This window comes from Hydrophilobacter chitinilyticus (assembly GCF_049860745.1).
Taxonomy (GTDB): Bacteria; Pseudomonadota; Gammaproteobacteria; order Burkholderiales; family Burkholderiaceae_C; genus Rhodoferax_B.
Genome location: NZ_CP187561.1, coordinates 4,648,644 through 4,670,048 on the forward strand (window position 1 = coordinate 4,648,644; position 21,405 = coordinate 4,670,048).

17 protein-coding genes are annotated in these 21,405 nt (G+C 62.0%); 1 reads left to right on the forward strand and 16 read right to left on the reverse strand.

The genetic code is table 11. The annotated features are described in order from the left end of the window. Window positions 1–47 precede the first annotated feature (47 nt). The 14 genes from ACPWMG_RS20615 to ACPWMG_RS20680 form a co-directional block, all read right to left on the reverse strand. On the reverse strand, window positions 48–1,928 hold the full coding sequence (locus ACPWMG_RS20615; RefSeq protein WP_483301377.1) for an ATP-dependent nuclease: 1,881 nt from the start codon (window positions 1,926–1,928) through the stop codon (window positions 48–50). A gap of 223 nt (window positions 1,929–2,151) precedes the next feature. Beyond that, window positions 2,152–3,402, reverse strand: a complete 1,251-nt coding sequence (metC, locus tag ACPWMG_RS20620; RefSeq protein WP_483301378.1) for a cystathionine beta-lyase — start codon at window positions 3,400–3,402, stop codon at window positions 2,152–2,154. Further along, window positions 3,399–4,040, reverse strand: a complete 642-nt coding sequence (locus ACPWMG_RS20625; protein ID WP_483301380.1) for a cysteine dioxygenase family protein — start codon at window positions 4,038–4,040, stop codon at window positions 3,399–3,401. The genes metC and ACPWMG_RS20625 overlap by 4 nt, the downstream gene beginning before the upstream one ends. 35 nt (window positions 4,041–4,075) lie before the next feature. Further along, a complete protein-coding gene (locus ACPWMG_RS20630; RefSeq protein ID WP_483301382.1) occupies window positions 4,076–4,957 on the reverse strand; it encodes an amino acid ABC transporter ATP-binding protein in 882 nt (293 codons plus the stop codon). Next, window positions 4,944–5,762 (reverse strand): amino acid ABC transporter permease, encoded by an 819-nt coding sequence (locus ACPWMG_RS20635; RefSeq protein ID WP_483301383.1) that lies wholly within the window; start codon window positions 5,760–5,762, stop codon window positions 4,944–4,946. The genes ACPWMG_RS20630 and ACPWMG_RS20635 overlap by 14 nt, the downstream gene beginning before the upstream one ends. Beyond that, window positions 5,752–6,501 (reverse strand): amino acid ABC transporter permease, encoded by a 750-nt coding sequence (locus ACPWMG_RS20640; RefSeq protein WP_483301385.1) that lies wholly within the window; start codon window positions 6,499–6,501, stop codon window positions 5,752–5,754. Before ACPWMG_RS20640 ends, ACPWMG_RS20635 begins: the two co-directional genes overlap by 11 nt. A gap of 7 nt (window positions 6,502–6,508) precedes the next feature. Then, window positions 6,509–7,756, reverse strand: coding sequence for an aminotransferase class I/II-fold pyridoxal phosphate-dependent enzyme (locus ACPWMG_RS20645; RefSeq protein ID WP_483301386.1), 1,248 nt, complete (start codon window positions 7,754–7,756; stop codon window positions 6,509–6,511). A gap of 36 nt (window positions 7,757–7,792) precedes the next feature. Then, window positions 7,793–9,235 (reverse strand): FAD-binding oxidoreductase, encoded by a 1,443-nt coding sequence (locus ACPWMG_RS20650; protein WP_483301387.1) that lies wholly within the window; start codon window positions 9,233–9,235, stop codon window positions 7,793–7,795. A 46-nt stretch (window positions 9,236–9,281) separates the two neighbouring features. Then, window positions 9,282–10,193, reverse strand: a complete 912-nt coding sequence (locus ACPWMG_RS20655; RefSeq protein WP_483301388.1) for a transporter substrate-binding domain-containing protein — start codon at window positions 10,191–10,193, stop codon at window positions 9,282–9,284. Beyond that, complete coding sequence (locus ACPWMG_RS20660; protein WP_483301389.1) at window positions 10,190–11,056, reverse strand: transporter substrate-binding domain-containing protein; 867 nt, start codon at window positions 11,054–11,056, stop codon at window positions 10,190–10,192. The genes ACPWMG_RS20655 and ACPWMG_RS20660 overlap by 4 nt, the downstream gene beginning before the upstream one ends. A gap of 82 nt (window positions 11,057–11,138) precedes the next feature. Continuing rightward, window positions 11,139–11,993 (reverse strand): transporter substrate-binding domain-containing protein, encoded by an 855-nt coding sequence (locus ACPWMG_RS20665; protein WP_483301391.1) that lies wholly within the window; start codon window positions 11,991–11,993, stop codon window positions 11,139–11,141. Between the two features lie 90 nt (window positions 11,994–12,083). Further along, complete coding sequence (locus tag ACPWMG_RS20670) at window positions 12,084–13,709, reverse strand: rhodanese-like domain-containing protein (protein ID WP_483301392.1); 1,626 nt, start codon at window positions 13,707–13,709, stop codon at window positions 12,084–12,086. Window positions 13,710–14,025: 316 nt separating this feature from the next. After that, the gene (locus tag ACPWMG_RS20675; RefSeq protein ID WP_483301394.1) at window positions 14,026–15,027 is read right to left on the reverse strand and encodes a ketopantoate reductase family protein; all 1,002 of its coding nucleotides are present in this window, start codon (window positions 15,025–15,027) and stop codon (window positions 14,026–14,028) included. A gap of 318 nt (window positions 15,028–15,345) precedes the next feature. After that, on the reverse strand, window positions 15,346–16,908 hold the full coding sequence (locus tag ACPWMG_RS20680) for a methyl-accepting chemotaxis protein (protein WP_483301395.1): 1,563 nt from the start codon (window positions 16,906–16,908) through the stop codon (window positions 15,346–15,348). Between the two features lie 333 nt (window positions 16,909–17,241). On the opposite strand from ACPWMG_RS20680, the gene ACPWMG_RS20685 reads away from it, so the two are divergent. Further along, on the forward strand, window positions 17,242–19,224 hold the full coding sequence (locus tag ACPWMG_RS20685) for a diguanylate cyclase domain-containing protein (RefSeq protein ID WP_483301396.1): 1,983 nt from the start codon (window positions 17,242–17,244) through the stop codon (window positions 19,222–19,224). A 23-nt stretch (window positions 19,225–19,247) separates the two neighbouring features. Here ACPWMG_RS20685 and ACPWMG_RS20690 read toward each other — a convergent pair whose 3' ends face one another. Next, window positions 19,248–20,237, reverse strand: a complete 990-nt coding sequence (locus tag ACPWMG_RS20690) for a LysR family transcriptional regulator (RefSeq protein WP_483301397.1) — start codon at window positions 20,235–20,237, stop codon at window positions 19,248–19,250. 10 nt (window positions 20,238–20,247) lie between these two features. Further along, on the reverse strand, window positions 20,248–21,369 hold the full coding sequence (locus ACPWMG_RS20695) for an ABC transporter substrate-binding protein (protein ID WP_483301398.1): 1,122 nt from the start codon (window positions 21,367–21,369) through the stop codon (window positions 20,248–20,250). Between the last annotated feature and the right edge of the window lie 36 nt (window positions 21,370–21,405).

Here is a 21,405-nt window from a genome sequence, read left to right on the forward strand (position 1 = left end):
AATCTTGAATGCCTTAGCGCAGTGCGGGCAGATGATGTCATGCATGTCTATTTTCCCCCTGCCTTAGCCAAGACTTGCAAAAGCATTTCAGGAACTACAGCCTCTGCCTTGAGTGTTGCAGTGCGATAGGCAAGCTGATTCTTTGAAACTTTTATTCCTGTTTCGATCTCCACGCTTTCACAGGCTGTAAACCATTCTTTCCAATTTTCGGAAAGAAACGCCTCAAGATGATCATCAAAGATTGCCACGGTTTGATTTACGGCCGCAGCTGGAAAGTCTGTTTCTGGTAAGCCGAAATATCGCAACAGTTTTCGATTCTCCGTCGCATGGTTGTTTCGCTCCTTCTCAATGTCCTCTTGCTTTTTGTTTTTTTCCTTGGCTCGAGCCTCAAACCCGCCATCGGCATCAAAAAGCGCATACGCAGGCACACCAATTGAGGTCAGAATCGCATGTGCAAGCGATATAGATGATTTTGAGCCAACAGGAACGATCGAGATGCCTGCCGCTTCAAGCGAGCCTGGTGAAAACCTATCGCCGATACCGTAGAACACGGAAGACTCTGTAGGTCCTTCCACAATAAAGGCACGGTTTGCGAAAAGCGCAATGGCAAGCTGGTCCGCCACGTTATGGTCAAGCCGACGATCCACTACATCGGCATCCACCACCCCGTGAAGCCTTGCCTTCACGTCGGCCACCGTTGCATAGTGAACAGAAACCACTGGAGTGGCATCAGTGGATCGCGTCAGCCGTCGGACCTGGTCGAAATATCGAGCCTCAAGGAAGTAGGGACTATGCGTTGCATAAGTCACTTGAATGCGTTTTGCAGCGTTCTCTGCAAGTGCCCTGAGTACCTTCGCAAAAGCTAGTGCTTGGATCGGATGCTGGAAAAGCTCTGGTTCCTCGATCGCGAGGCAAATGACGCCCTCAGCTGAGGCTGCGCCCGACTGCGCTAGTAGCTGAAGTGCAGAGATGAGAATAGTGCGCTGAAAGCCATGTCCTTGACGTTCCACAGCGGTCTCGGTTGTGCCATCGAGTACTGCCACTTCAAACGTGGTTCTAGGCGCCTTAAGTTCCACCTCCGAGGGGGCTACAGTGACTGATCGACCGGGAGAGTATGCGGAGACGATCTCGTTAAGTTGGGTAGTGATGGCACTTAATTGCCCCTTGAACTTCTCCTCGTAGACTTGCTGCTGCTTCGCACGCGACTCCTCGACAATTTTCGCGATATCCTCATCGGCGGCTGCACGATCGACTGAACGCTCAAGGATTCTGCCAATGATGCTCGACTTGCCGTCGATCGACTCCTCACTTGCTCGGAGGTCTGCAGTCACCAAGACGAAGTCAAAGAGACCACTCATCTTTCCACCGCTATTGAAACCGAAAAAGTTGGTCTGTAGCGCTTCCGGCGCGTCGAGAAGCTGATCCGTGTTAGCAGCTTCCCAAGTCATCACTGCCTGCTCAATAGCCGTTGCTGTAGTTGCCGGCGGCAAGCCTAGACCCGGGGAGTCAGCTCGTAATTTGGAATAGGCCTCTTTTTTCCCCGTTGCACCAGTTGCCGCTTTGATCGCGTTGAAAGCCGGAAAACTCTTTGAATTTGCCGACAACACATCAGATCCATCAGGTGATCGGCGCTTCCATGCGGTAAATGTGGGAGCCCCTTCGGGGGCATATTTTCCAAGTGCAGCGCGATCCTTTTCAGTCAGGTCAGCGAACGTGATCTGTACCTCGATATCTTCGCCAACCGCTCCAAATGAGCAATCTTTCTCCGTCAGCGAACCTGACTTGCCATTGAAGAACCAATCTAGCGCACGAAGGACTGTCGATTTTCCTGCTCCGTTCGGCCCGATGAAGGTAGTGACGGATTCGAAAGGGATAGCCACGTCCTTCAGCGTGCGGAAATTCTTGATACGAACGGATTGGATCTTCATTGCTGGTTCGACTCCTTAAACCTGTTATCCGCAGTTTGAGTTCGCCCAATTCAGTCCTTAGCTCCCGAAGTTGGGCATGGCGGAGTATCACCTGATCTTATGCGACAGCATTGGAGGTTTTTGAGTCGTCTACAGACAATCTCACGGCGACTGCCTTGCCTATCGCCCTGATCTGAGGCGCTGTAGCAACGACTTTTTTGAGCAGAACCGCTTGAACAGGCAGCTAAGCGGGCACCAGCTTTTCGCTCTTTGCAGCCCACACGGCGGCCGCTTTGGCAAACGCCTGTTCCACGTCGGCAATCAAGTCTTGCGGATCTTCCAGCCCAATGTGCAGGCGCACCACGGGTTGGCTGCTGTTCCAGCTGCGGTAGGCCGCCAGGCGCTCGGGCGGCGCAATCAGGGCCAGGCTCTCATAGCCACCCCACGATGCGCCAATGCCAAAGTGCTGCAAGGCGTCGATGAACGCATTCGCCACCGACACGTCGCCGTCTTTCAACTCAAACGACACCAGCCCACTGGCGCCGCTGAAGTCGCGTTGCCATAGCGCGTGACCCGGGTCTTCTGGCAAGGCGGGGTAGAACACACGCGCCACTTGGGCGTGTTTCTGCAACGCCTTGGCCACCAAGGTGGCATGGCGTTGGTGCTGCGCCAGGCGCACGGGCAAGGTGCGGATGCCGCGCAGCGACAGATACGCATCGTCCGCGCCAATGGTCAAACCCAGCGACTCGTAGGCCGATGTGAGCTTGGCGGCCAGCGCCGGGCTGTCGACCACCACAACGCCTTGCATCAAGTCTGAATGCCCGGCGATGTACTTGGTGGCGGCCTGCACCACCACGTTGGCGCCAAGCGTCAGCGGTTTGTAGAACCAGCCGCCGCTCCAGGTGTTGTCGGCCACCACGGTGATGCCGCGGGCGGCGGCAATTGCGGCCAAGGCTGGCAAGTCGATCACTTCAAACAACAACGAGCTTGGCGACTCCAGGTAGACCAGCTTAGTGTTGGGGCGGATCAGCGCCACCAGGTCGTCGTGGCCGGGCGAGAAGTACTCGAGCGTCACGCCAATGCGTTTCAGCAGGCCGTCATCGACACGGCGCACCGGGGCGTAAACGTTGTCGGCCACCAGGGCGTGGTCGCCGGGGGCCAGCAAAGCCAGCAGAGTCAACGCGATGGCCGACAACCCCGACGGCGCGAGGAACGCGCGGTGGCCGCCTTCCAGTTCCGTGACCGCATCTTCCAGCGCCTGATGGGTGTCGAGCCCATGGCGGCCGTAGCCGGCCACGCGTTCACCCGCCGCGCGGCGGTGGTGCACATCGGCGTGGGTGGCGGTGTCGGCAAAACGAACGGTGCTGGTGCGCACCACCGGCACGTTGACCGGGCCGGTGCCGTCACGCAGCGGCGGCACACCGGCGTGGATCAACCGGGTGGCGGCGCCGAGCGGTTGCGTGTGGGTGTGTTTGCTTGCGCTCTTCTGGCTCATGCGGCCACCTTGCTGGGGGTGAACTGCGTGGCGTTGTAGTTCACCACCTGGCCGGTTTCCAGGTTCACACCAATGCGGCCCGAGAGCTTTTCGAGTGCGCGGCCATAGAGGTGAAAGTGCAGCGTAGGCGCATCGCCCACCACGTGGATGCTGTGGATGTCGTCGGGCAGGAACGACACCGAAGTGCCGGGCTGTACGGTCAGTTCACGTACCAGTTGCAGCGTGGCCAGGGCTGGGTTCAGGCCGTCGTCGGTGCGGCGGTAAATGCGGTTCTCTTCCTGGCCCTCCACCGCCACGATCACCGCCCAGGTGGTGTGGTTGTGCGGAATGGTGGTCTTGCCGGGGTTGATGGAGTTGAGGTACAGCGCCAGGCCCTCGTCGCCGTCGGCGGCGTTCAAGCGGTAACGCGTGGACGCGCCCACGCCTTCACTCGCGGGCGGTGGCGCAAAGTCGGCGCGTGTGAAGAATGGCTTTTGCGCGGCCAGGCGCTCCAGCCGGGCGGTGATGGCTTCCAGGGTGGTGCGGTCTACCGGCTGGCTCTGCGCCAGGATGTGGCGGATGTCTGCCAGCGCTTCTTGCACTGCGTTGGCACGTTGGGTGGCAATAGAGTCGTCTAAAGGGATCAGGGTTTCGGCCATCGTGGGCTCCTTGTCGTGTGGGGTGTTCAGGAAAATTAAAGTGCGAAACGCAAACGGTCAAACTGCAACGGCGGATCTGGCAGCAACACGGGCGACGGCCGGTTGCGTGCGCCCTCGCCCAAGGCGCGGTGCAGGAAGGCACGTGTGCGTTCACTGGCAGGGTCGCCAAAGATGCGGGCTGCGGGGCCGTGTTCCACAATCAGCCCGGCTTCGGTGAAGTACACCTCGTCGCTGATCTCTTCGGCAAAACGCATCTCGTGGGTGACGAGCACACAGGTCAGGCCATCGTTCACCAGGTCGCGGATCACGGTGAGCACCTCGCCCACGGTTTCGGGGTCAAGCGCAGAGGTCACCTCGTCGAACAACATCAACTCCGGCTGCATGGCCAGCGCGCGCGCAATCGCCACACGCTGTTGCTGCCCGCCCGACAACTCGCCGGGGTAGGCGTTTTCTTTGTGCGACAAGCGCACCTTTTCCAGCAGCGCGCGCGCCTCGCGGTGCACCGGGCCCCGGTCGCGCCCGCCCACGCGGGTGGGGGCAATCACCAGGTTCTCCAGCACCGTGAGGTGCGGGAACAGGTTGTACTGCTGGAACACAAAGCCCACGCGTTTACGTAGCGCGATCAGTTCCGCCTCGGTGCGCAGGGCATCAACCTGCGTGTCACCCACTCGGATGCTGCCCTGCTGTGGCCGCAGCAGCCCGGTGATGCAACGCAGAATGGTCGACTTGCCCGAGCCCGAAGGCCCGATGATGGACACCGCCTGGCCGCGCCGCACTTCGACGTTGATGCCTTTGAGCACCTGGTTGGTGGCGGGCGCGTTGCCAAACGAGAGGTGCACATCGTGCAAGGCCACCAAGGGCTGTAGAGCGGTGTTCACGGCGGGGTTGTTGGTCAGGAAAACATCATTGGCGGTCATGGCGGCGCTCCAGTGCGCGGGTGGCGCGGGCAATCGGGTAGCAATAGGCGAAGAACAAGGCCAACAGCGTGAAGTAAACGAGGATGGTGAAGTCGGTGCGGGCGACGGTGTTGCTGGCAATTTGCGCCGTGTCCACCACATCGTGCACTCCCACCAACGAAGCCAGCGAAGTGCTCATGGTGATGCTGGCGTACAGGTTCATCCACGGCGGCAACATGCGGCGCACACATTGCGGCAACACAATCAGGCGGAAGATCTGCGTGCGGCGAAACGCCAGCGACTGCGCGGCTTCCCACTGCGCGCTGGGAATGGACTGGATGGCGCCACGGAAGATCTCCGCCACGTTGGCGCTGGCCGGCAGGGCCAGGCCCAGCACCACCTTGATCCAATCGGGGAACGGGAACGTCCACGACACCAGGTTGATCTCGAAGGGGAACACGTAGGTGGTGAAGTAAATCAACACCAGCACCGGCGCATTGCGAAACAACTGCACATACCAACGCGTGGCCGTGCGTAGCGCTTTGGAAGGCGACAACGACAACGCGCCAATCAACAGCCCGACCACCGTGCCCAGCGCCATGGCCAACACACTGATCTCGATGTTGACCAACAAGCCGCGCAGCAGCACCGGCAGCCACTTCCACAAATGCAGCAAGACGGCGGGCGTGGTGCCGGTGCTAACCCAGAAGGTCAACACCGCAGCGGCGGCCAGGGCGGTGAGCACCCACGGGTTGCGCCACGGGCTTTGCCCTGGATTTACAGGACCGCCCGAAGAGGTGCCGCCCAGAATGAATTCACTGGCCATAACCGGGCATCCTCCAACGTTGTTCCAACCAACGGCCCACCAGGCTCACGCCCCAGGTCAACAAGCCAAAGTACAGCAGGATCAACAGCAGCAACTCCAGCACGTTGTCGCGCTGCGTCCAGATCATGATGGACTCGTAGGTCACGTCGCCCACCGCAATCGCCGAGGCCACGGCGGTCATCTTCACCAGGTCGATCAGGTTGTTGACCAGCGACGGCAACGCAAACCGCACAGCCAGCGGCAGCTCCACCCGCGCCAGCAATTGGCGTTGCGAAAAGCCGAGCGAACGTGCCGCCTCTAGCGTGGTGCGCGGCACGGCCTCGATGCCGGCGCGCAAGGCCTCGGCATGGAACACACCTTTGTGCAGCGACACCACGATCACCACCCAGACAAACGGCGTGAGCGGGTTGCCCGCCACACCCACCGATTTGAGCTGCTGGCTGATCAGCATGTTGAGCACCAGGAAGGCGCAGTACAACTGCACCAGCGTAGGTGTGTTGCGCGTCACCTCAACAAAGGCCCGCGCGGGTTGGGCCAGCCACGGGCGGCCCGAGGTCAGCGCGGCGGCGATCGCCACACCGGCAGCCAGGCTGCCAGGTATGGTCAACAGGCACAACTGCAAGGTCACGCCCAGGCCGCGCACAAAGGCTTGGCGCTCGCCCGCGTCCAACACAAACGCGTAGTTCAGGCCGAGCGGCTTCAACGCCGCCACGATGGCCGGTAAAAAGTCCACACTCATAAAAACATCACACCGAAAGCGCCGGCACCGGAACGGGCAAACGCAGAGCCGTCACCGCGCGGCGGATGCGCACGATGGCGTCTTGCAACACCACATCGCTGGCCGCAATGGAGATGCGGAAATACGGCGACAAACCATAAGACCCACCGTCGACCACGGCCACGCCTTCGGCCTCCAGCAACCAGTCCACCAGGTCGCTGTCGGAGCGGATGACACGGCCATCGGGGCGCTCCCAGCCAATCCATTTGCCGATGTGCACGTAGGCGAAGAAAGCGCCCTCGGGCGCCAACAGTGCCAGTCCGGGAATGGCGTTGAGCCCTTCGCTCACCAGCGTGGCGCGGCGTGCATAGGCCACACGCGCTTCGTTCACAAAACTTTGGTCGGGTGAATTCAAGGCGGCGGCGGTAGCGGCCTGGCCAATGGAGTTGGGACCGCTCGAAGCCTGCGACTGGATCACTACCATGGCTTCGATCAACGCGGCCGGGCCTGCGCCCCAGCCGATGCGCCAGCCGGTCATGGCGTAGGTTTTGGAAGCGCCGTTGACCAGCAAGGTGCGCTCGCGCAAATCGGGTGCCACGTGCAGCAGGTGCACCGGCGCCTCTGGCGTGAACCAGATGTGTTCGTAAATTTCGTCCCACAGCACCAGCACACGCGGGTGTTGGCGCAACACATCGGCCAAGGCGGCCAGCTCGGCTGCGCTGTAGACCGCACCGCTGGGGTTGCCGGGCGAATTCAAAATCAGCCAACGTGTGCGCGGTGTGATGGCCTTGGCCAGTGCCTGCGCGGTGAGCTTGAAGCCGGTGGCCTCGTTCACCTGCACGATCACCGGCGTGCCGTCGTTGACGGACACCATGTCGGGGAAAGACGGCCAATACGGCGCGGGCAAGATCACTTCGTCGCCCGCATCCAGCGTGGCGGCCAGCGCGTTGTAGATCACCTGCTTGGCGCCGTTCGACACAACGATGCGCGACGGTGCGTATTCCAACTGGTTCTCGCGCAGGTACTTGGCACTGATGGCGCGGCGCAATTCGGCCGTGCCCGCTGTGGGCGTGTATTTGGTTTCGCCACGCGCCAAGGCGGCAATAGCGGCTTGTTTGATGGACTCGGGCGTGTCGAAGTCGGGCTCGCCGGCCGTCAGCACCAACACGTCGCGGCCCTGCGCGATCAACGCCGAGGCGCGTGCACTGGCGGCCGCGTTGGGAGACAGTTTGACGCGCTGCACGCGCTTGGACAACGCAAAAGAAGTGGTGGTCATGGGGATCCTAAAAAATCTGGTTCGGCCAAGAAAAATTTAGCCAAGCACCTTGCCGGGGTTGAGCAAACCCAAGGGGTCGAGCGCGCGCTTCACACGCAGCATCAGATCCAGCTCGACGCTGCTTTTGTAGCGCGGCAACACGTCGCGTTTGGTCTGGCCAATGCCATGCTCTGCGCTGATGGAGCCACCATGGGCGTGCACGCTGTCGTGCACGGTTTCGTGGATGGCGTCTTCCCGCGCAAACAGCTCGTCAACACTGCCGCTCAGCGCGTGCGACACGTTGTAGTGCAGGTTGCCGTCGCCCAAATGGCCGAACGCCACGGGGCGCACGCCGGGAAAACGTGCTTCCAACGCGGCGGCGGTTTCGCGCAGGAAAGAGGGAATACGCGAGATGGGCACCGAGATGTCATGTTTGATGTTGCTGCGCCCCTGCGCGTCCCGGCGCTGTGCCACACCCAGTGCTTCATCGCGCAGTCGCCACAAGGCCTGGCTTTGCTGCAGGCTCTCGGCAATGGCGGTATCGACCACCAGGCCGTCTTCAAACGCCGTGCCCACCACTGCCTCGAAACGCTCGCGCGCATGGGCTTCGCTTTCGCTGTCGGACAATTCGAGCAACGCGTACCAAGGCGCGTTCATGGTCTCCAGCGGCACTGGGTGTTCGGGCACGTGCTGCGCGATCAACTGCAGCGCCGTGTTCGACATCAGCTCGAACGCCGTGAGCCCCGCGCCAAAGCCCGCGCGGGCGATCGATAGAAAAGCAATCGCGTCGCCAATGCACGGAAACGCCAGCAGCGCCGTGTGTTGCGCCGCTGGCAGCGGGTACAACTTGAGCGTGGCGGCGGTGATGATGCCCAGCGTGCCTTCGCTGCCGATGTAGAGGTCGCGCAGCGCGTAACCGGTGTTGTCTTTGCGCAGGCCACGCAAGCCGTGCCAGATGTTGCCCTCGGCCGTGACCACTTCCAGGCCCAGCGTCAGCTCACGGGTATTGCCGTAACGCAGCACCTGCGTGCCGCCCGCGTTGGTACCCAGGTTGCCGCCAATGGTGCAACTGCCTTCGGAGCCCAGGCTCAAGGGGAACAGGCGCCCTGCTTCCAGCGCGGCCTTCTGCACGTTGGCCAACACACAACCGGCTTCCACCGTGATGGTGTCGTTGTCGGTATCGACCTCGCGCACTTTGTTCAGCCGCGCCAAGGAGAGCACCACGGCTTGGCCACTGTTGTCTGGTGTGGCCGCGCCCATCAAACCCGTATTGCCGCCCTGCGGCACCAAGGGGATGCGGCGCTCGCGGCACAGGCGTACCACCAGGGCCACTTGCTCGGCATCGGCCGGGCGCACCACGGCCAGGGCCTGGCCGTGGATGCGGCCATGCTGGTCGGTCAAGAAGGGTGCGGCATCGGCGCCGGTGAGCACCTGTTGCGCACCCAGTTGTTCGCGCAGGATGTCCAGCAGCGAGAAGGTGGTGGGCGGCGTTTGGGTCATCGCGTCTGAGCCTTATGCATACTTGCGTGCGTTGATGCGCCTGCGGCTAGGCGGGCGTCTTCTTGAACTTGTCGTGCAACTGGTAGAGCAGCGGCGTGGGGGTCATGCCGTTTTTCTTCTCCACCTCGATCAGCCAGCCGCTGCGGTGCCACTGCTGCACGATCTTGTCGATGGCGTTTTGTGTATCGACCTCGCCCTTGCGCAGCCAGATCACCGAGGGCGATGGAATCAGGTCGCTCTTGGAAACGATCTCGTAATCTCTCCAGTCGGCGTTGTCGCTCACCAGTTCGCGCAGCGTGGGGCTCACGTGCACTGCCGTCACGCAGTTCCCGCCGCGCAGCGCCAGCAAAGATTCAGGCTGGCCGCGAAAGGCTTTGATTTGCGCGCCGTAGTCTTCGGCCAGCGGCTTGGTGAAGTTGCTGCCTTGCGATACACACACCGGCTTGCCGCGCAGGTCTTCCCACTTGGTGATGCCGCTGCCTTTTTTACTGATGGCGGCGCCCCCCACTTCTTCGAACGGCGTGGGCACAAAGCTCAGGATCTCGCTGCGCTCTTGCGTCCACTGCATGTTGGCGATCAAGATGTCGACCTTGCCCTGCTGCAGAAACTGCACGCGGTTGGACGGCTGCACTTGCACCGTCTCCAGCGCCACACCCAAACTTTTGGCCACACCTTCGGACAACTCGACGTTGTAGCCAATGTGCTTTTGCGTGACCGGGTCGATGGTGCCAAACGGTGGGCCAGACAAGATCACGCCGACGACGAGCTTGCCGCGTTGTTTGATCTTGTCGAGCGTGGCATCGGCGTGGGCGGTGTGCGCCACGAACACGAAGCTAGCCGCGAGAAGGATGCCACGCGGAATACCGCGGAACCGGCTTTGCCAGGCCGCTGGTGTTGCCCCCTGCAAGGGGGTTGGCGAAGCGACACGAAGTGCGCGCAGACTGGGGGTGAGCGTCATTTAACGTCAGCCTCAAAAGGGGCGCGGTCGAACTTGCCTTGCTGCGCCTTTTGGTTGGCAGAGACAAAGTAGCCGTCGGGCACGCCGTACTTTTTCGACAGGCTCACCAGCGTGCCGCTACGGTGCCAGTCTTGGATGGCCTTATCCACGTAGGCCTGGGTGTCGGCCTCGCCACGGCGCGTCCAGATGACGGTGGGCGATGGAATCAACTGGTCGTTGGTCGCCAGTTGGAAGTCTTTCCATTCGGCAGCACTGGCGCCGGTCAGCGTTTGCAGCATGGCCGGCTGGATGTGTACCGATGCCGCACAGGTGCCACCCTTCAGCGCCAGCAGCGATTCAGGAATGCCCTTCAGGCCTTTGACCACCGCGCCATAGGTGTCTTGCAGCGGCTTGGCGAAGTTGCTGCCTTGCGACACACAGGCCACCTTGCCGCGCAGGTCTTCCCACTTGGTGATGCCACTGCCCTTGGCGACGATGGCGGCACCGCCGACCAAGTTGTAGGGTGTGGGCGCAAAGCTCAAAATTTCGCTGCGCTCCTGCGTCCACTGGATATTGGCGATCAGCAAATCCACCTTGCCGGCCTGCAGAAACTGCACGCGCGTGGCGGCGGTGACGGGCACCGCTTCCAGCTCCACGCCCAGGCGCTTGGCAATGTCGCGTGCCAAGTCGGTCTGAAAGCCGCCGACCTTGCCGGTGGCGGTGTCGAGCAGGCCAAACGGTGGCTCGGGACTGTCCACGCCGACCGACAACTTGCCGCGCTGCTTGATCTTGTCGAGCGTGGCGTCAGCGTGCGCTGCACCGGCAAAGCTGGCGGCCATCAAACCCAGCAGGCACAAGGTTTGAGAAGAGAGCTTGAATTTCATGAGGATGGGAATGCAAAGGTTCTGGCCGCGCACGCCATACGGCATGCGGGTGTTGTGAAGAGGTCGCGCTAAACAGAGGCGCCTACAGCACCACCTTGAACTTGGCTTGCAATTCAGGCAACAGCGGCTGTGGTGGCTCGATACCCAAGCGCTTTTCGGTGGCGATCAGCCAGCCGGAGCGGTGCCAGTCCTGCAACACTTTGTCGACGGCGGCAATCGTGTCTTGCTCGCCCTTGCGCGTCCACACCACAGACGGTGCGGCCAACAGTTCGGTGGTGAGCGGAGCAGCGTAGGCCGACCATTCGGCATTGCCACGCAGCGTGGGGTGGATCAGCGTGGAGTCGTGCACCGCTGCCACACAATTGCCGCCACGCAGCGCCAGCAAAGAGTCTGAAGAACTCTTGTAGCCGTGCACTTGCGCGCCATAGTCGTTGGCCAAGGGTTTGGCAAAGCTGCTGCCTTGCGACACACACACTGACTTGCCACGCAGGTCTTCCCACTTGGTGATGCCGCTGGTCTTCAACACAGCGGCCGTGCCACCCACGCGGTAGAAAGGCGTGGGGGCGTAACCCAGGATCTCGGCACGGTCGGGGTTCAATTCCATGGAGGCGATCAACAAGTCCACCTTGCCGGCCTGCAAAAACTGCACGCGGGTGGCGGGCTGCACCTGCACCAAGTCGACCTCTACGCCCAGGCCTTTGGCGAGTGCGCGGGCCAGTTCGGGGTTCCAGCCTACGAGTTGTTGGGTGGCGGGGTCGATGGATCCAAACGGGCCGCCGTTGACCAACACGCCAATGCTGACCTTGCCGCGCTGTTTGATTTTGTCGAGCGTGGCGTCGGCATGGGCTACCGTGGAAGCAAGGGCCAACAGAACGGAAGCCAGCGCCACCGTGCGGGGCTTGAAGGCGCTGGAAAATGATTTCGAAGTAGACAGCATGAATGGGGCTCGCAAAACAAAAAGCAGAAGCTCTATCTTTTGCCAGCCCCGCCTTCCCGACAAGGAAGGTTTCCGGATATGAATATGCGGCTAGTGGGCTTGCTTTACCTCAGGCAAGCGAAACACCGCTAATTCGTCTGGCTCGCATTGGGCGATCAGGCCAGTCTCCCAGGCCAGGTACTGGCGCGCGGCCTCCAGGTTGCCTTCGTGCCGGTCGTGCACAAAGAACAGGTAGTCGATGGCGTCGGCATCGGTCGGCAGGTCGGGGGTGGCTTCGACCCGCAGGCCGGCGGCGATCCAATCTTCCAGGCGCGTCCAGCGCACGTCGCGCCAGCCGGCCTCCATCAGGTCAGCAGCAGCCACTCGCGCCGTAGCGGCATCGGGCGCAAACAACAGAATAGGTTGGTCTTGCCGACCACGCTGGCGCACGTCGGCCACCAAGCGGGGGCGCACCGTCCAGTGCGCGCCACGTGCGTGTTGTCGGCGGTAGGCCATCGACGGCTGCAAGTCCACCAGCAGCGGCGCTTGCCGTGCCACCCAGGCGGGCAGTTGTCCATGGTCGACTTCGGGCACAGGCGTCAGTTGTGCCGAGGCTGTGGACGGCTGCGCGGCAACGTGCAGGCTGGCGCGAATGCCGCCCTCTACCACCGCGCTTTCAAAGCCCAGACGGCGCAGCCAGGCGGCGACCACGGGCGCACGCACAGCCTCGTCGTCGAGCACGATCACGCGGCTGTTGCGCACCCCAATGGTTTGGTCGGTGGCCTGCAGCAGTTGGCCGCCGGGCGCGTGGCGCGCGCCAGCCAGGCTGCCAAGCGCAAACTCTTCGGCAGTGCGCACGTCCAGCAAGTAGGTGGTGCGCTGGGCATCGTCCAGCCAGGCTTGGGCCTGCGCCACGCTGAGGGTTTGAACACCCGTGGCTTGGGCCTCTCGGGCCGCCGCGCTACGGTCTTCGGCGCGGTCTTCATCTTGTGCCGCCGCACCATGAGTGCTGCGGCGCACACTGCCATGCTCCAGCTTCAGGCCTTCCAACGCCCAGCCCTGCGTGCCGTTTTCCAGCGCGATGACGGGGTTGGGAATGCCCAGGCTGCGCAAAATCTGCGCGCCAATGATGCTGCGGGTGCGGCCAGCGCAATGGATCACCACCGGCGTGGTGGCATCGGGCACCAGCGATCGCCAATGCAGCGCCAACTCGCCGTTCGGCACGGAAAGCGCGCCGGGAATGGTCATCTTGCGGTGCTCTTCAAACGTGCGGCCGTCCAACAGCACCAGCGGCTCGCCGGCTTGTTGGCGCGCATGCAGGTCTTGGGCGGAGAGATGCGGCGTGGCATACGCATGCTCCACCAGTTCGCCAAAGGTTTTAGAGGGCAGGTTCACGCCCTGGAACAACACATAACCGGCAGCCGCCCAGCCCGGCGCCCCGCCTTCCAGAATGAAGACCTGGGTATAGCCCAAGCTGGCCAAGCGGGCGGCGGCGCGTTCGGCCACACCATCGGCGGCGTCGACCAGCGCCACACGCGTGTCGCGCCGGGGCACCAGGTGGCCCACGTCCAGCTCCAGGCGGCTGTAGGGCAGCGGCACCGCAAAGAACGGATGGCCTTCGCCAAACTGCCCGGCTTCGCGCAAGTCCAGAAGGGCAATTTCTTCGCCATCGCTGAGCCACTGGCGTAGCACGGGGGCGGAAACAAAACGGGAGAGATTAACGGGTGTACGGTCCATATCGAGGTCGCGATGTCTTATCGCAGTGCAGGCACAAAGCGCCACGATACCGAGCATCCCGCCCTCAATTTAGAAGCATCTCAACTATGCATAGTTGGTTTGTGTGCCATGTACTGCGCACAGAAAAAACTTGTTCAGCGCTTCTGTGGATAAGTTTGAGGGTAACCAGGGGGCTTGTAGAAAATAAGAGCAGCACACGTACAAACCATCAGCCTTTGCGCGCCATCAAAACAAACTGCTTACGGCATAGGCACATGGCATAACCCGAGCCCTGCCATCCCACAAAGGCCCTATACATAGGACGCAGGCGATGGGCTCAGGCCTGGCCGGCCAGTTGAATGCCACGGTCAAGCCCGCGCAGCAGGGGCAGCACCACATCGATGGCGGGAGTGGCGATGCCAAGCTCACGCGCGAATTGCTGCGGTTGGCCCAGCAGGGCCTCGATCTCCATGGGGCGGCCAGCCAACACGTCTTGCAGCATCGAAGGCCGGATGTTCTGCCCTTGGCCGACGGTCAAGGCGTCGACCATGGCTTCTGGCGGCATGGTCCAACCCATGGCCTGGGCAATCGTCTGCACTTCGGTGGCGATACTGGCGCTGAGTTGCTGCAGGCCGGGGTCTTGCCCACGGTGCAAAGTACCCAGCCGGGTGAGTGCACTCACAGGGTTGCCAGCGGCATTGAGCAGCAGCTTGACCCAAATGGTCTGGCGCAAGTCAGCCGCAACTTCGGCGGGCAGGCCGCTGTCCTGGAACAGCGCCACAACTTGCTTGAGTTTTTCGGCTTGCGCGGCATCGCCCATCAATGGCGCCCCCAGGATGAAGCGGTTGCGCGCACTGCCACGGTTCAGCACCACACCCGGCGACTCGATTTCGTTGGACGAATAGACCACGGCGCCAAGCGTGCGGTCTGGGCGCAGCGTGTTCCACAACTGGCCATCGGGGTCTAGCAGAGGCAGAGAACGCCCACCTCCCTCACGGCCGGCATTCCACCACCAGGGAATGCCATTGATCAAAAACACCGTCATACCGCCCGGCGCCAACAGTTGGTCGAATGCCTGCGCGTGGGATGGCAAAGCAGTGGCTTTCAGCGCGACCAGCACCAGGTCTTGCGGCGGCAGGGTCTCCGGCCGGTCGGTGGCGCTGTGGATCGCGGCGCGCCACTCAGCGCCTGCGTCATTGCGCAGCACCAGGCCACGCTCGCGAATTGCCGTCAACTGCGCACCGCGCGCCACCACCGAGACTTCGGCGTGGCCAGCATGCGCCAAACGTGTGGCCACATGGCCGCCCACGGCGCCAGCGCCATAAATGCAGACTTTCATACAGGGAACCTAAAGCCAGTTGCGCTGGCCGAACCAAGGGTTACGGGCAACTGCGCCTCCCAGGTGAGATACGCCGCGCTGGACGCAGCGTCGCTTTTGCGCCGGGAGTACAGCCAAGAAAAAGCACGATAACGGAGTCACTCGCTTTGAGCAAACGGGTTGCGCATGAATGACATCCTCATCTTCTGATCGCGTGCACCCCGCCCCACCGGGCAAGGCATACCAATCTACAGAGGGAACAGCTGACGGCGAACGAACAAAAGCAGCTATCGATATGCAGACATACAAGGTTGAGCCGGCCTCTTGTGGTCTTGCGGCTCAGGCCGTCTTGAACACCGACACCGCCGACACCAACTGCGCGGCCTGCTCCTTCAAGCTCTGCGCGGCCGCGGCCGACTCTTCCACCAGGGCGGCGTTCTGCTGCGTCGCCCGGTCCATCTGGCTCACGGCCTCGCCCACTTGGCTCACGCCCGCACTCTGCTCGCCACTGGCGTGGCTAATCTCTGCGATCAGCGTCGTCAGCGTGCGGATGGACGCCACCAACTCCTGCATCGTGCTGCCGGTACGGTCGACTTGCGCGGAACCCTGCTCAACCCGCTCCACACTGGTGGCAATCAGGTCCTTGATCTCTTTGGCTGCCTTGGCACTGCGTTGCGCCAAGCCCCGCACCTCGCTGGCCACGACCGCAAAACCGCGCCCCTGCTCGCCCGCGCGCGCGGCTTCCACGGCAGCATTCAGCGCCAGGATATTGGTTTGGAAGGCAATCCCGTCAATCACAGAAATGATGTCGACGATGCGTTTGGAGCTTTCGTTGATGCCCTTCATGGTTTCAACCACCTGGCCCACCGCCTCCCCCCCTTGCGTGGCCACGGCAGAGGCAGTCGCGGCCAAACGGCTGGCCTCGCGGGCGCTGTCGGCGTTTTGCTTCACGGTTGAGCCCAGTTGCTCCATCGAAGCCGAGGTTTGCTCCAGCGCACTGGCCTGCTGCTCGGTCCGGGCGCTCAGGTCGTTGTTGCCCAGGGAGATTTCGGTCGAAGCGGTGGCAACACCTTCCGCGCTGCGCCGCACTTGCAGCACCGTTTCGCTCAGGCTGCTTTGCATCTCTTTCAACGAAGCCATCACGCTGCCGCTGTCGCCGCTGACCAAGTCAATCGGCAAGCTGAGATTGCCCTTTGCCACGGCACGCGCTACCTCAAGTGCCTTGCTGGGCTCTCCGCCAAACTGGCGCAACAAGACCTTGCGCATCCATGTGCCAAAGGCCAGAAGCAGCACCGCCACGACCACCGCGAGCACGGCGAGCGTGGCGACTGCGCGCTGGCCGGCCGACACGGCAGAAGCGTGGGCTTCTTGCACGGCCTTGTCATTGAAGTTAACCAAGGCATCTAAGGCATCGCCCAGCTCCCGAAACGCCTTGCCGGAATCGACCCGGGCGCGGCGGCGCAATTCATCGAGGCCGGAGTAGTCGCCCGACTTGGCGCGCGTAAAAGTCTCTGAGACGGCCACCCGATAAGCCGCCCACCGATTCGAAAAGGTGGAGAAAAGCCGGCGTTCCTCGTCGTTATCGATGGCTTTTTCGTACTGCGACACTTTCTCTGCAACACGGACGACGTAGGTCTCCGCCGCCTTTTCATCGGCCCGCACCTCGTCGACGTTGCCAGCGATGGACGCGCTCAGTTCAACCTCTCGCACGTTGTTGGCCAGATCGTTGATGCCACTGATGAGCACCAGACTGGGCATGGCGTCTTCGGCGAGGAATGTCTCCGTTTTGTTGGCCGCGACGAGCGCAAAGTAGCCCACCAGAGCCATCAGAATGCTGCCCGCAATGCCCACAGAGGAGAGCAGGAGCAGTTTGCTCTTGAGCGAGGTGTTTTGTAGTCTCATTGTTGTTCCTTTTATAGGATTCAAGCAGCGCGTCGATGCGGTGGAGGTGTCTCATCCACCAGCGGCAAAGGCCAATCAGCGGCAGCCACTGGGCTGGCGCCATTGGAAGGCAATTGAGGCGAAATTGGCGCCCTATCCAGCCACAAAATCACCCGCAAATACCCTACTTGAATCGACCAAGATTTTCCACCTCTGCACGTAGTGACGTGTAGGAAAAGCGCCTGAAACGCCTAGGTATTCAACTGTTACGGAACTGTGTCATCCCATGCCTGGGCCTGCAAAAGCGGACCAATTCGACATCACAAACGGGGGCGAAATCAGAAAATTCGGGACATGAACATCACCCTTACCACCGAGACAAACGCCTGCGATTCGAAAGAATCGCGCATTCCCCAGGAATGGCGTGCCTGGATCACCTTGGCAACAGCGCTGGCGCTGGTGTTGGGGCTGGGCGTGTTGCTGCTCTGCCGCGGTTACCACCGCGTGACGGAAGAGCAACGCAACCGGTTGGAGACCCAGGCGCTGGTGGTGGCCGAAAACATGGACCGGCAACTGCACAGCATCGACAACGCCTTGCGTGCTGTGCGCTCAGACCTAGGGGCAGGCACCGGGCAGCCGGCCACCGTCACACCACGCCAGTTGAAAACCTTGGGTGAAGCCATGCCGGGTTCTAAGGGCATTCTGGCCACTGATGCCAAAGGCACCGTGACCATTGCCGAACGTACAACCCTGCACGGCATCAACTTCAGTGCCCGCGAGTACTTTTCGGCACCGCGCGACCGCACAGACTTTGGCATGCTGTATGTGTCGTCGCCCTTTGTGACGCGAGAAGGCAACTACTCCATCAACCTGACCAAAGCCGTGCCCGATGCGCAAGGCCGCTTCAACGGGGTGGTCACGTCCAACCTGGACCCAAGCTACTTTGAGATTCTGGCCCGCTCGGTGCTGTACGCCCCCGACATGCGGGTCAGCCTGGTCCATGGCAACGGCAAGATCTTCATCGATGCGCGCCATGCGGTTGAATTGATCGGCAGCGACATCGGTGCCTGGGGCTCGCTGTTTTCGCAGCACGTGGCCAGCGAACGCGATGAGAGCGTGATGCAGGGCAAGGAATCGGCCGACCACGCCAACCGCATGGTGGTGTACCGCACCATCTTGCCCGCCGATCTGAGCATGGACACACCATTGGTGGTCACCGTCAGCCGCGAAATCAATGCCATCTACGCCGAGTGGTGGAAAGACCTGGCTACTTACGCGTTGCTGTTCATCGTGCTGTGTGTCGGTAGTTGCACCTGGCTACGCTTGACGCAACAGCGCAAAGCCGCCGCCTGCCGTGAAGCGCAGGAGAAAAAAACACTCAACGACAACGCCACCGCCAAACTGATGGCCGCCGCCGCCCTGCAACGGCGCACCGGCAAACTGGCCAAGGTGGGCGGCTGGCAACTGGAAATGGCCAACATGGAAATGACCTGGACCCAGGAGATGTACGAGATCTACGAACTGCCCCACGCCACGTCGCTCAGCCTGGAACAAGCCCTCGCGCCGTACACCGAAGAAACCCGCCCGGCACTGGAAACCGCCATTCGCAAAGCCATGGCGTTTGGCACACCGTGGTCGGTCGAGGCCTGCATGGTGACGGGCAAGGGGCGCAAGCTTTGGGTTCGTTCGCAAGGCGAAGCCGTGGTGCATGCCGGCAAAGTGGTGCGCCTGGCAGGTGCCTCACAAGACGTGACCGAGCGTGTGCAGTACGCCGCCAAGCTGGCCACCGCCAACAAGAAGCTGGAGCTGCTGGCCGTGACCGACAGCCTGACCGGCGTGGGCAACCGCCGCTGTTTTGACCAGCAACTGGAAACCGAATGGTCGCGCTGCCAGCGGCGCAACATTCCGCTGGGCTTGTTGATGCTAGACATCGACCACTTCAAGCTCTACAACGACCGCTACGGCCACCCCCGTGGCGACGAAACGCTGAGCCACGTGGCCACCATCTTGAGCGAATGTGCGCAGCGCTCGGGTGAACTGGTGGCACGTTACGGCGGTGAAGAGTTCGTGGTGCTGCTGCCGGGCAGCGACCTCGCCAATACCCGCAAAATGGCGCAAGACATCCTGGCCGAACTGGCCAGGGCACGCCTGCCGCACGGCACCTCGCCCACCTCGCAATACGTGACGGCAAGCATCGGTGTCGCCAGCACCACACCAGTGGCATCGGTTGACGCCCTGCTGTTGGTGCAAACCGCCGACATCGCGCTGTATGCCGCCAAAACCCGTGGCCGCAACCGGGTGGAGGACGCACAGTTTCCGGTGGCGAGCGAAGCCTAAACCTTCGCTCACCTCGGTTCAGCTCAGCACGGCACTACCGTGTCACGCGCAAATGCCGTTGCAATGCCTGCAAGCAACCTGCGGCCATTTGCAGAGGGGAGCTCGCCGGCCTGCAGCGCGCCCGCCAGCAGCTCGCCATTGGCCACGCGTTTGATGAATTCCGCCGCAGCCGCAGACGCACTGCCGCCCTTGCGCTGCAAGATGCCCACACGGCGGCTTGCTTCGGGGTCTGAAATATCCAGCAAATGCAAACGGCGCACACCGCCCGACAAGATCACCAGCGCGGGCAGGTAGGCCACGCCCAAGCCGGCTTCGGCCATGCTCAGAATGGTTTGCTGGTGCAGCAGCACATGCGCAATGTTAGGAAAGATGCCATGGTCTTGCAGCGCGTGCTCGGTGGTTTCACGAATGCCCGCGCCCTGCTTGGACGCCAACATAGGGTAGGCCGCAAGCTCGGCGAGCGTAGCGCGATCAGACTGTGCCAGTGCGTGGCCCAGTGGCACCACACCAAAGAACTTCTCCGTCAGCAGCAACGCAAAATCCAAAGTGGCCGTTCTCTCCGGCTGCGGCGCTATGCCGAAGTCAGCCAAGCCGTTGGCCACCATCTGCTCCACATTCACCAAAATATCTTCGTGCACCTGAATCTGGATCTCAGGAAAGCTCGCCTTGAAGGCGTTGATGGCCTGCGGCAGCAGCGTGGACGACACCCACGGCGTGGCCGCAATCACGATGCGGCCATGGTTCAGCGACGATAGATTCTGCATGTCCGCCACCGCATCGTTCAGGTCGCTCAGCAGCCGCCGCGCACGGTGCAGAAAACGCGCGCCCTCTGCCGTCAACGCCACCGAGCGCGTGGTCCGGTTGAAAAGGCTTACACCCAGCACCTGCTCCAGCTCGCGCAACTGCGCGCTCAAAGAAGGCTGCGAGGTGCCCAGGCGTTGCGCGGCTTTGTTGAACTGGCCTTCTTCGGCAATGGCGATGAACGTGCGCAGCTTGGCCAGGCTGATGGTCATGGGGACTGGCTCATGCACCGACGGGAGCGGCGCGCTCCTTCGGCTGTGTGCCTTGCGCTTCGTCCAACTGCCGCAGCAACGCATGCGCGGCGGCCAGCGGGCCGGGTTGAATCCAGTCGTCCACCGAAAAGTCGTTGCGGATGAAGCCATGCGCCAGCAGGAAGTCTTTGCGCACTTTCAGCGCGTCGACCAGGCCGGGGCGCAGGCTGGGCTCCAGGTTGTCGTAGATCTGGGCGTCGAACGCGTCTGGCAGCCATTCGTCCACCACCGACACTTCACGCGCGATGATGCTGTCGGCCTCGCGCTGGTGCGAACGGGCCCAGCGTGCGGCGCGCAGCACCTGCAGCAGGTAGCGCGCCACCAGGTCGGGATGTTCACGCACCAGTTCGCCACTGACCGACAACACGTTGGGCGTGCCGTTGTTGATGGCCACGCGCTGGTCGGGGTGGTGGGCAATGTCGGCCACCACGTGTGCGCCCAAGAACTCTTGCAGCACCGGGCCGGTGGCACCGTAGTGGTAGAGCACGTCCACGTCGCCACGGATCAAGGCAAAAGCCTCGGCGCGTGCGTTGCTGGCCGATTGGCGTGCATCAAACAAGGTGCCCGAAGACGATGCCTTTTGCGCCTGGATGTACGGTGTAGCGATGGGCAGATCGACAAAGGTGACGTCTTCAGCGCCCAGGCCTTCAGCGGCTAAAACCTGCAAATAAGCTTGCAATGCAGAAGCACGCCAGAAGTCGATCTTCTCGCCCACCCGGCGCGGCAGCGCCAGGCGCTTGCCTTTCAAATCACGCACCGTGTGGATGCCCGAGCCTGGCAGGCTCAGGATGGACTGGTATTGCGGCAGCCAAGTGAGCCCCACCACCACCACGTCTTGCCCTTCAGAGCGCGACCAGATCGGTGGCGCATTGCCGCCTTGGCGAAACGAGTTCACCTGGCGGTGGTCGAAATGCGACTCGCGCACCTTGCGGTCGGCCGAGGCGCGCAGCGACGACACGGTGATGCCATCGGCCGCAAACTCAGCGTCGATCCAGCCATGGTGGATGGCGATGCCCGACGCGGTGGGCACCGGGCAGCGGGTGTACCAAAGGCGGTCAATACTAGAAGTAGATGAGGACACAGATGAGGACATGGGGAGTCTCCTTTTATGGTGTGCTGATAGACGCCA

What these genes read in the sequence shown, in the direction of transcription:
- ACPWMG_RS20615 (WP_483301377.1), bottom strand. Translation starts at nt 1,928, where the DNA reads ATGAAGATCCAATCCGTTCGTATCAAGAATTTCCGCACGCTGAAGGAC.
- metC (WP_483301378.1), bottom strand. Translation starts at nt 3,402, where the DNA reads ATGAGCCAGAAGAGCGCAAGCAAACACACCCACACGCAACCGCTCGGC.
- ACPWMG_RS20625 (WP_483301380.1), bottom strand. Translation starts at nt 4,040, where the DNA reads ATGGCCGAAACCCTGATCCCTTTAGACGACTCTATTGCCACCCAACGT.
- ACPWMG_RS20630 (WP_483301382.1), bottom strand. Translation starts at nt 4,957, where the DNA reads ATGACCGCCAATGATGTTTTCCTGACCAACAACCCCGCCGTGAACACC.
- ACPWMG_RS20635 (WP_483301383.1), bottom strand. Translation starts at nt 5,762, where the DNA reads ATGGCCAGTGAATTCATTCTGGGCGGCACCTCTTCGGGCGGTCCTGTA.
- ACPWMG_RS20640 (WP_483301385.1), bottom strand. Translation starts at nt 6,501, where the DNA reads ATGAGTGTGGACTTTTTACCGGCCATCGTGGCGGCGTTGAAGCCGCTC.
- ACPWMG_RS20645 (WP_483301386.1), bottom strand. Translation starts at nt 7,756, where the DNA reads ATGACCACCACTTCTTTTGCGTTGTCCAAGCGCGTGCAGCGCGTCAAA.
- ACPWMG_RS20650 (WP_483301387.1), bottom strand. Translation starts at nt 9,235, where the DNA reads ATGACCCAAACGCCGCCCACCACCTTCTCGCTGCTGGACATCCTGCGC.
- ACPWMG_RS20655 (WP_483301388.1), bottom strand. Translation starts at nt 10,193, where the DNA reads ATGACGCTCACCCCCAGTCTGCGCGCACTTCGTGTCGCTTCGCCAACC.
- ACPWMG_RS20660 (WP_483301389.1), bottom strand. Translation starts at nt 11,056, where the DNA reads ATGAAATTCAAGCTCTCTTCTCAAACCTTGTGCCTGCTGGGTTTGATG.
- ACPWMG_RS20665 (WP_483301391.1), bottom strand. Translation starts at nt 11,993, where the DNA reads ATGCTGTCTACTTCGAAATCATTTTCCAGCGCCTTCAAGCCCCGCACG.
- ACPWMG_RS20670 (WP_483301392.1), bottom strand. Translation starts at nt 13,709, where the DNA reads ATGGACCGTACACCCGTTAATCTCTCCCGTTTTGTTTCCGCCCCCGTG.
- ACPWMG_RS20675 (WP_483301394.1), bottom strand. Translation starts at nt 15,027, where the DNA reads ATGAAAGTCTGCATTTATGGCGCTGGCGCCGTGGGCGGCCATGTGGCC.
- ACPWMG_RS20680 (WP_483301395.1), bottom strand. Translation starts at nt 16,908, where the DNA reads ATGAGACTACAAAACACCTCGCTCAAGAGCAAACTGCTCCTGCTCTCC.
- ACPWMG_RS20685 (WP_483301396.1), top strand. Translation starts at nt 17,242, where the DNA reads ATGAACATCACCCTTACCACCGAGACAAACGCCTGCGATTCGAAAGAA.
- ACPWMG_RS20690 (WP_483301397.1), bottom strand. Translation starts at nt 20,237, where the DNA reads ATGACCATCAGCCTGGCCAAGCTGCGCACGTTCATCGCCATTGCCGAA.
- ACPWMG_RS20695 (WP_483301398.1), bottom strand. Translation starts at nt 21,369, where the DNA reads ATGTCCTCATCTGTGTCCTCATCTACTTCTAGTATTGACCGCCTTTGG.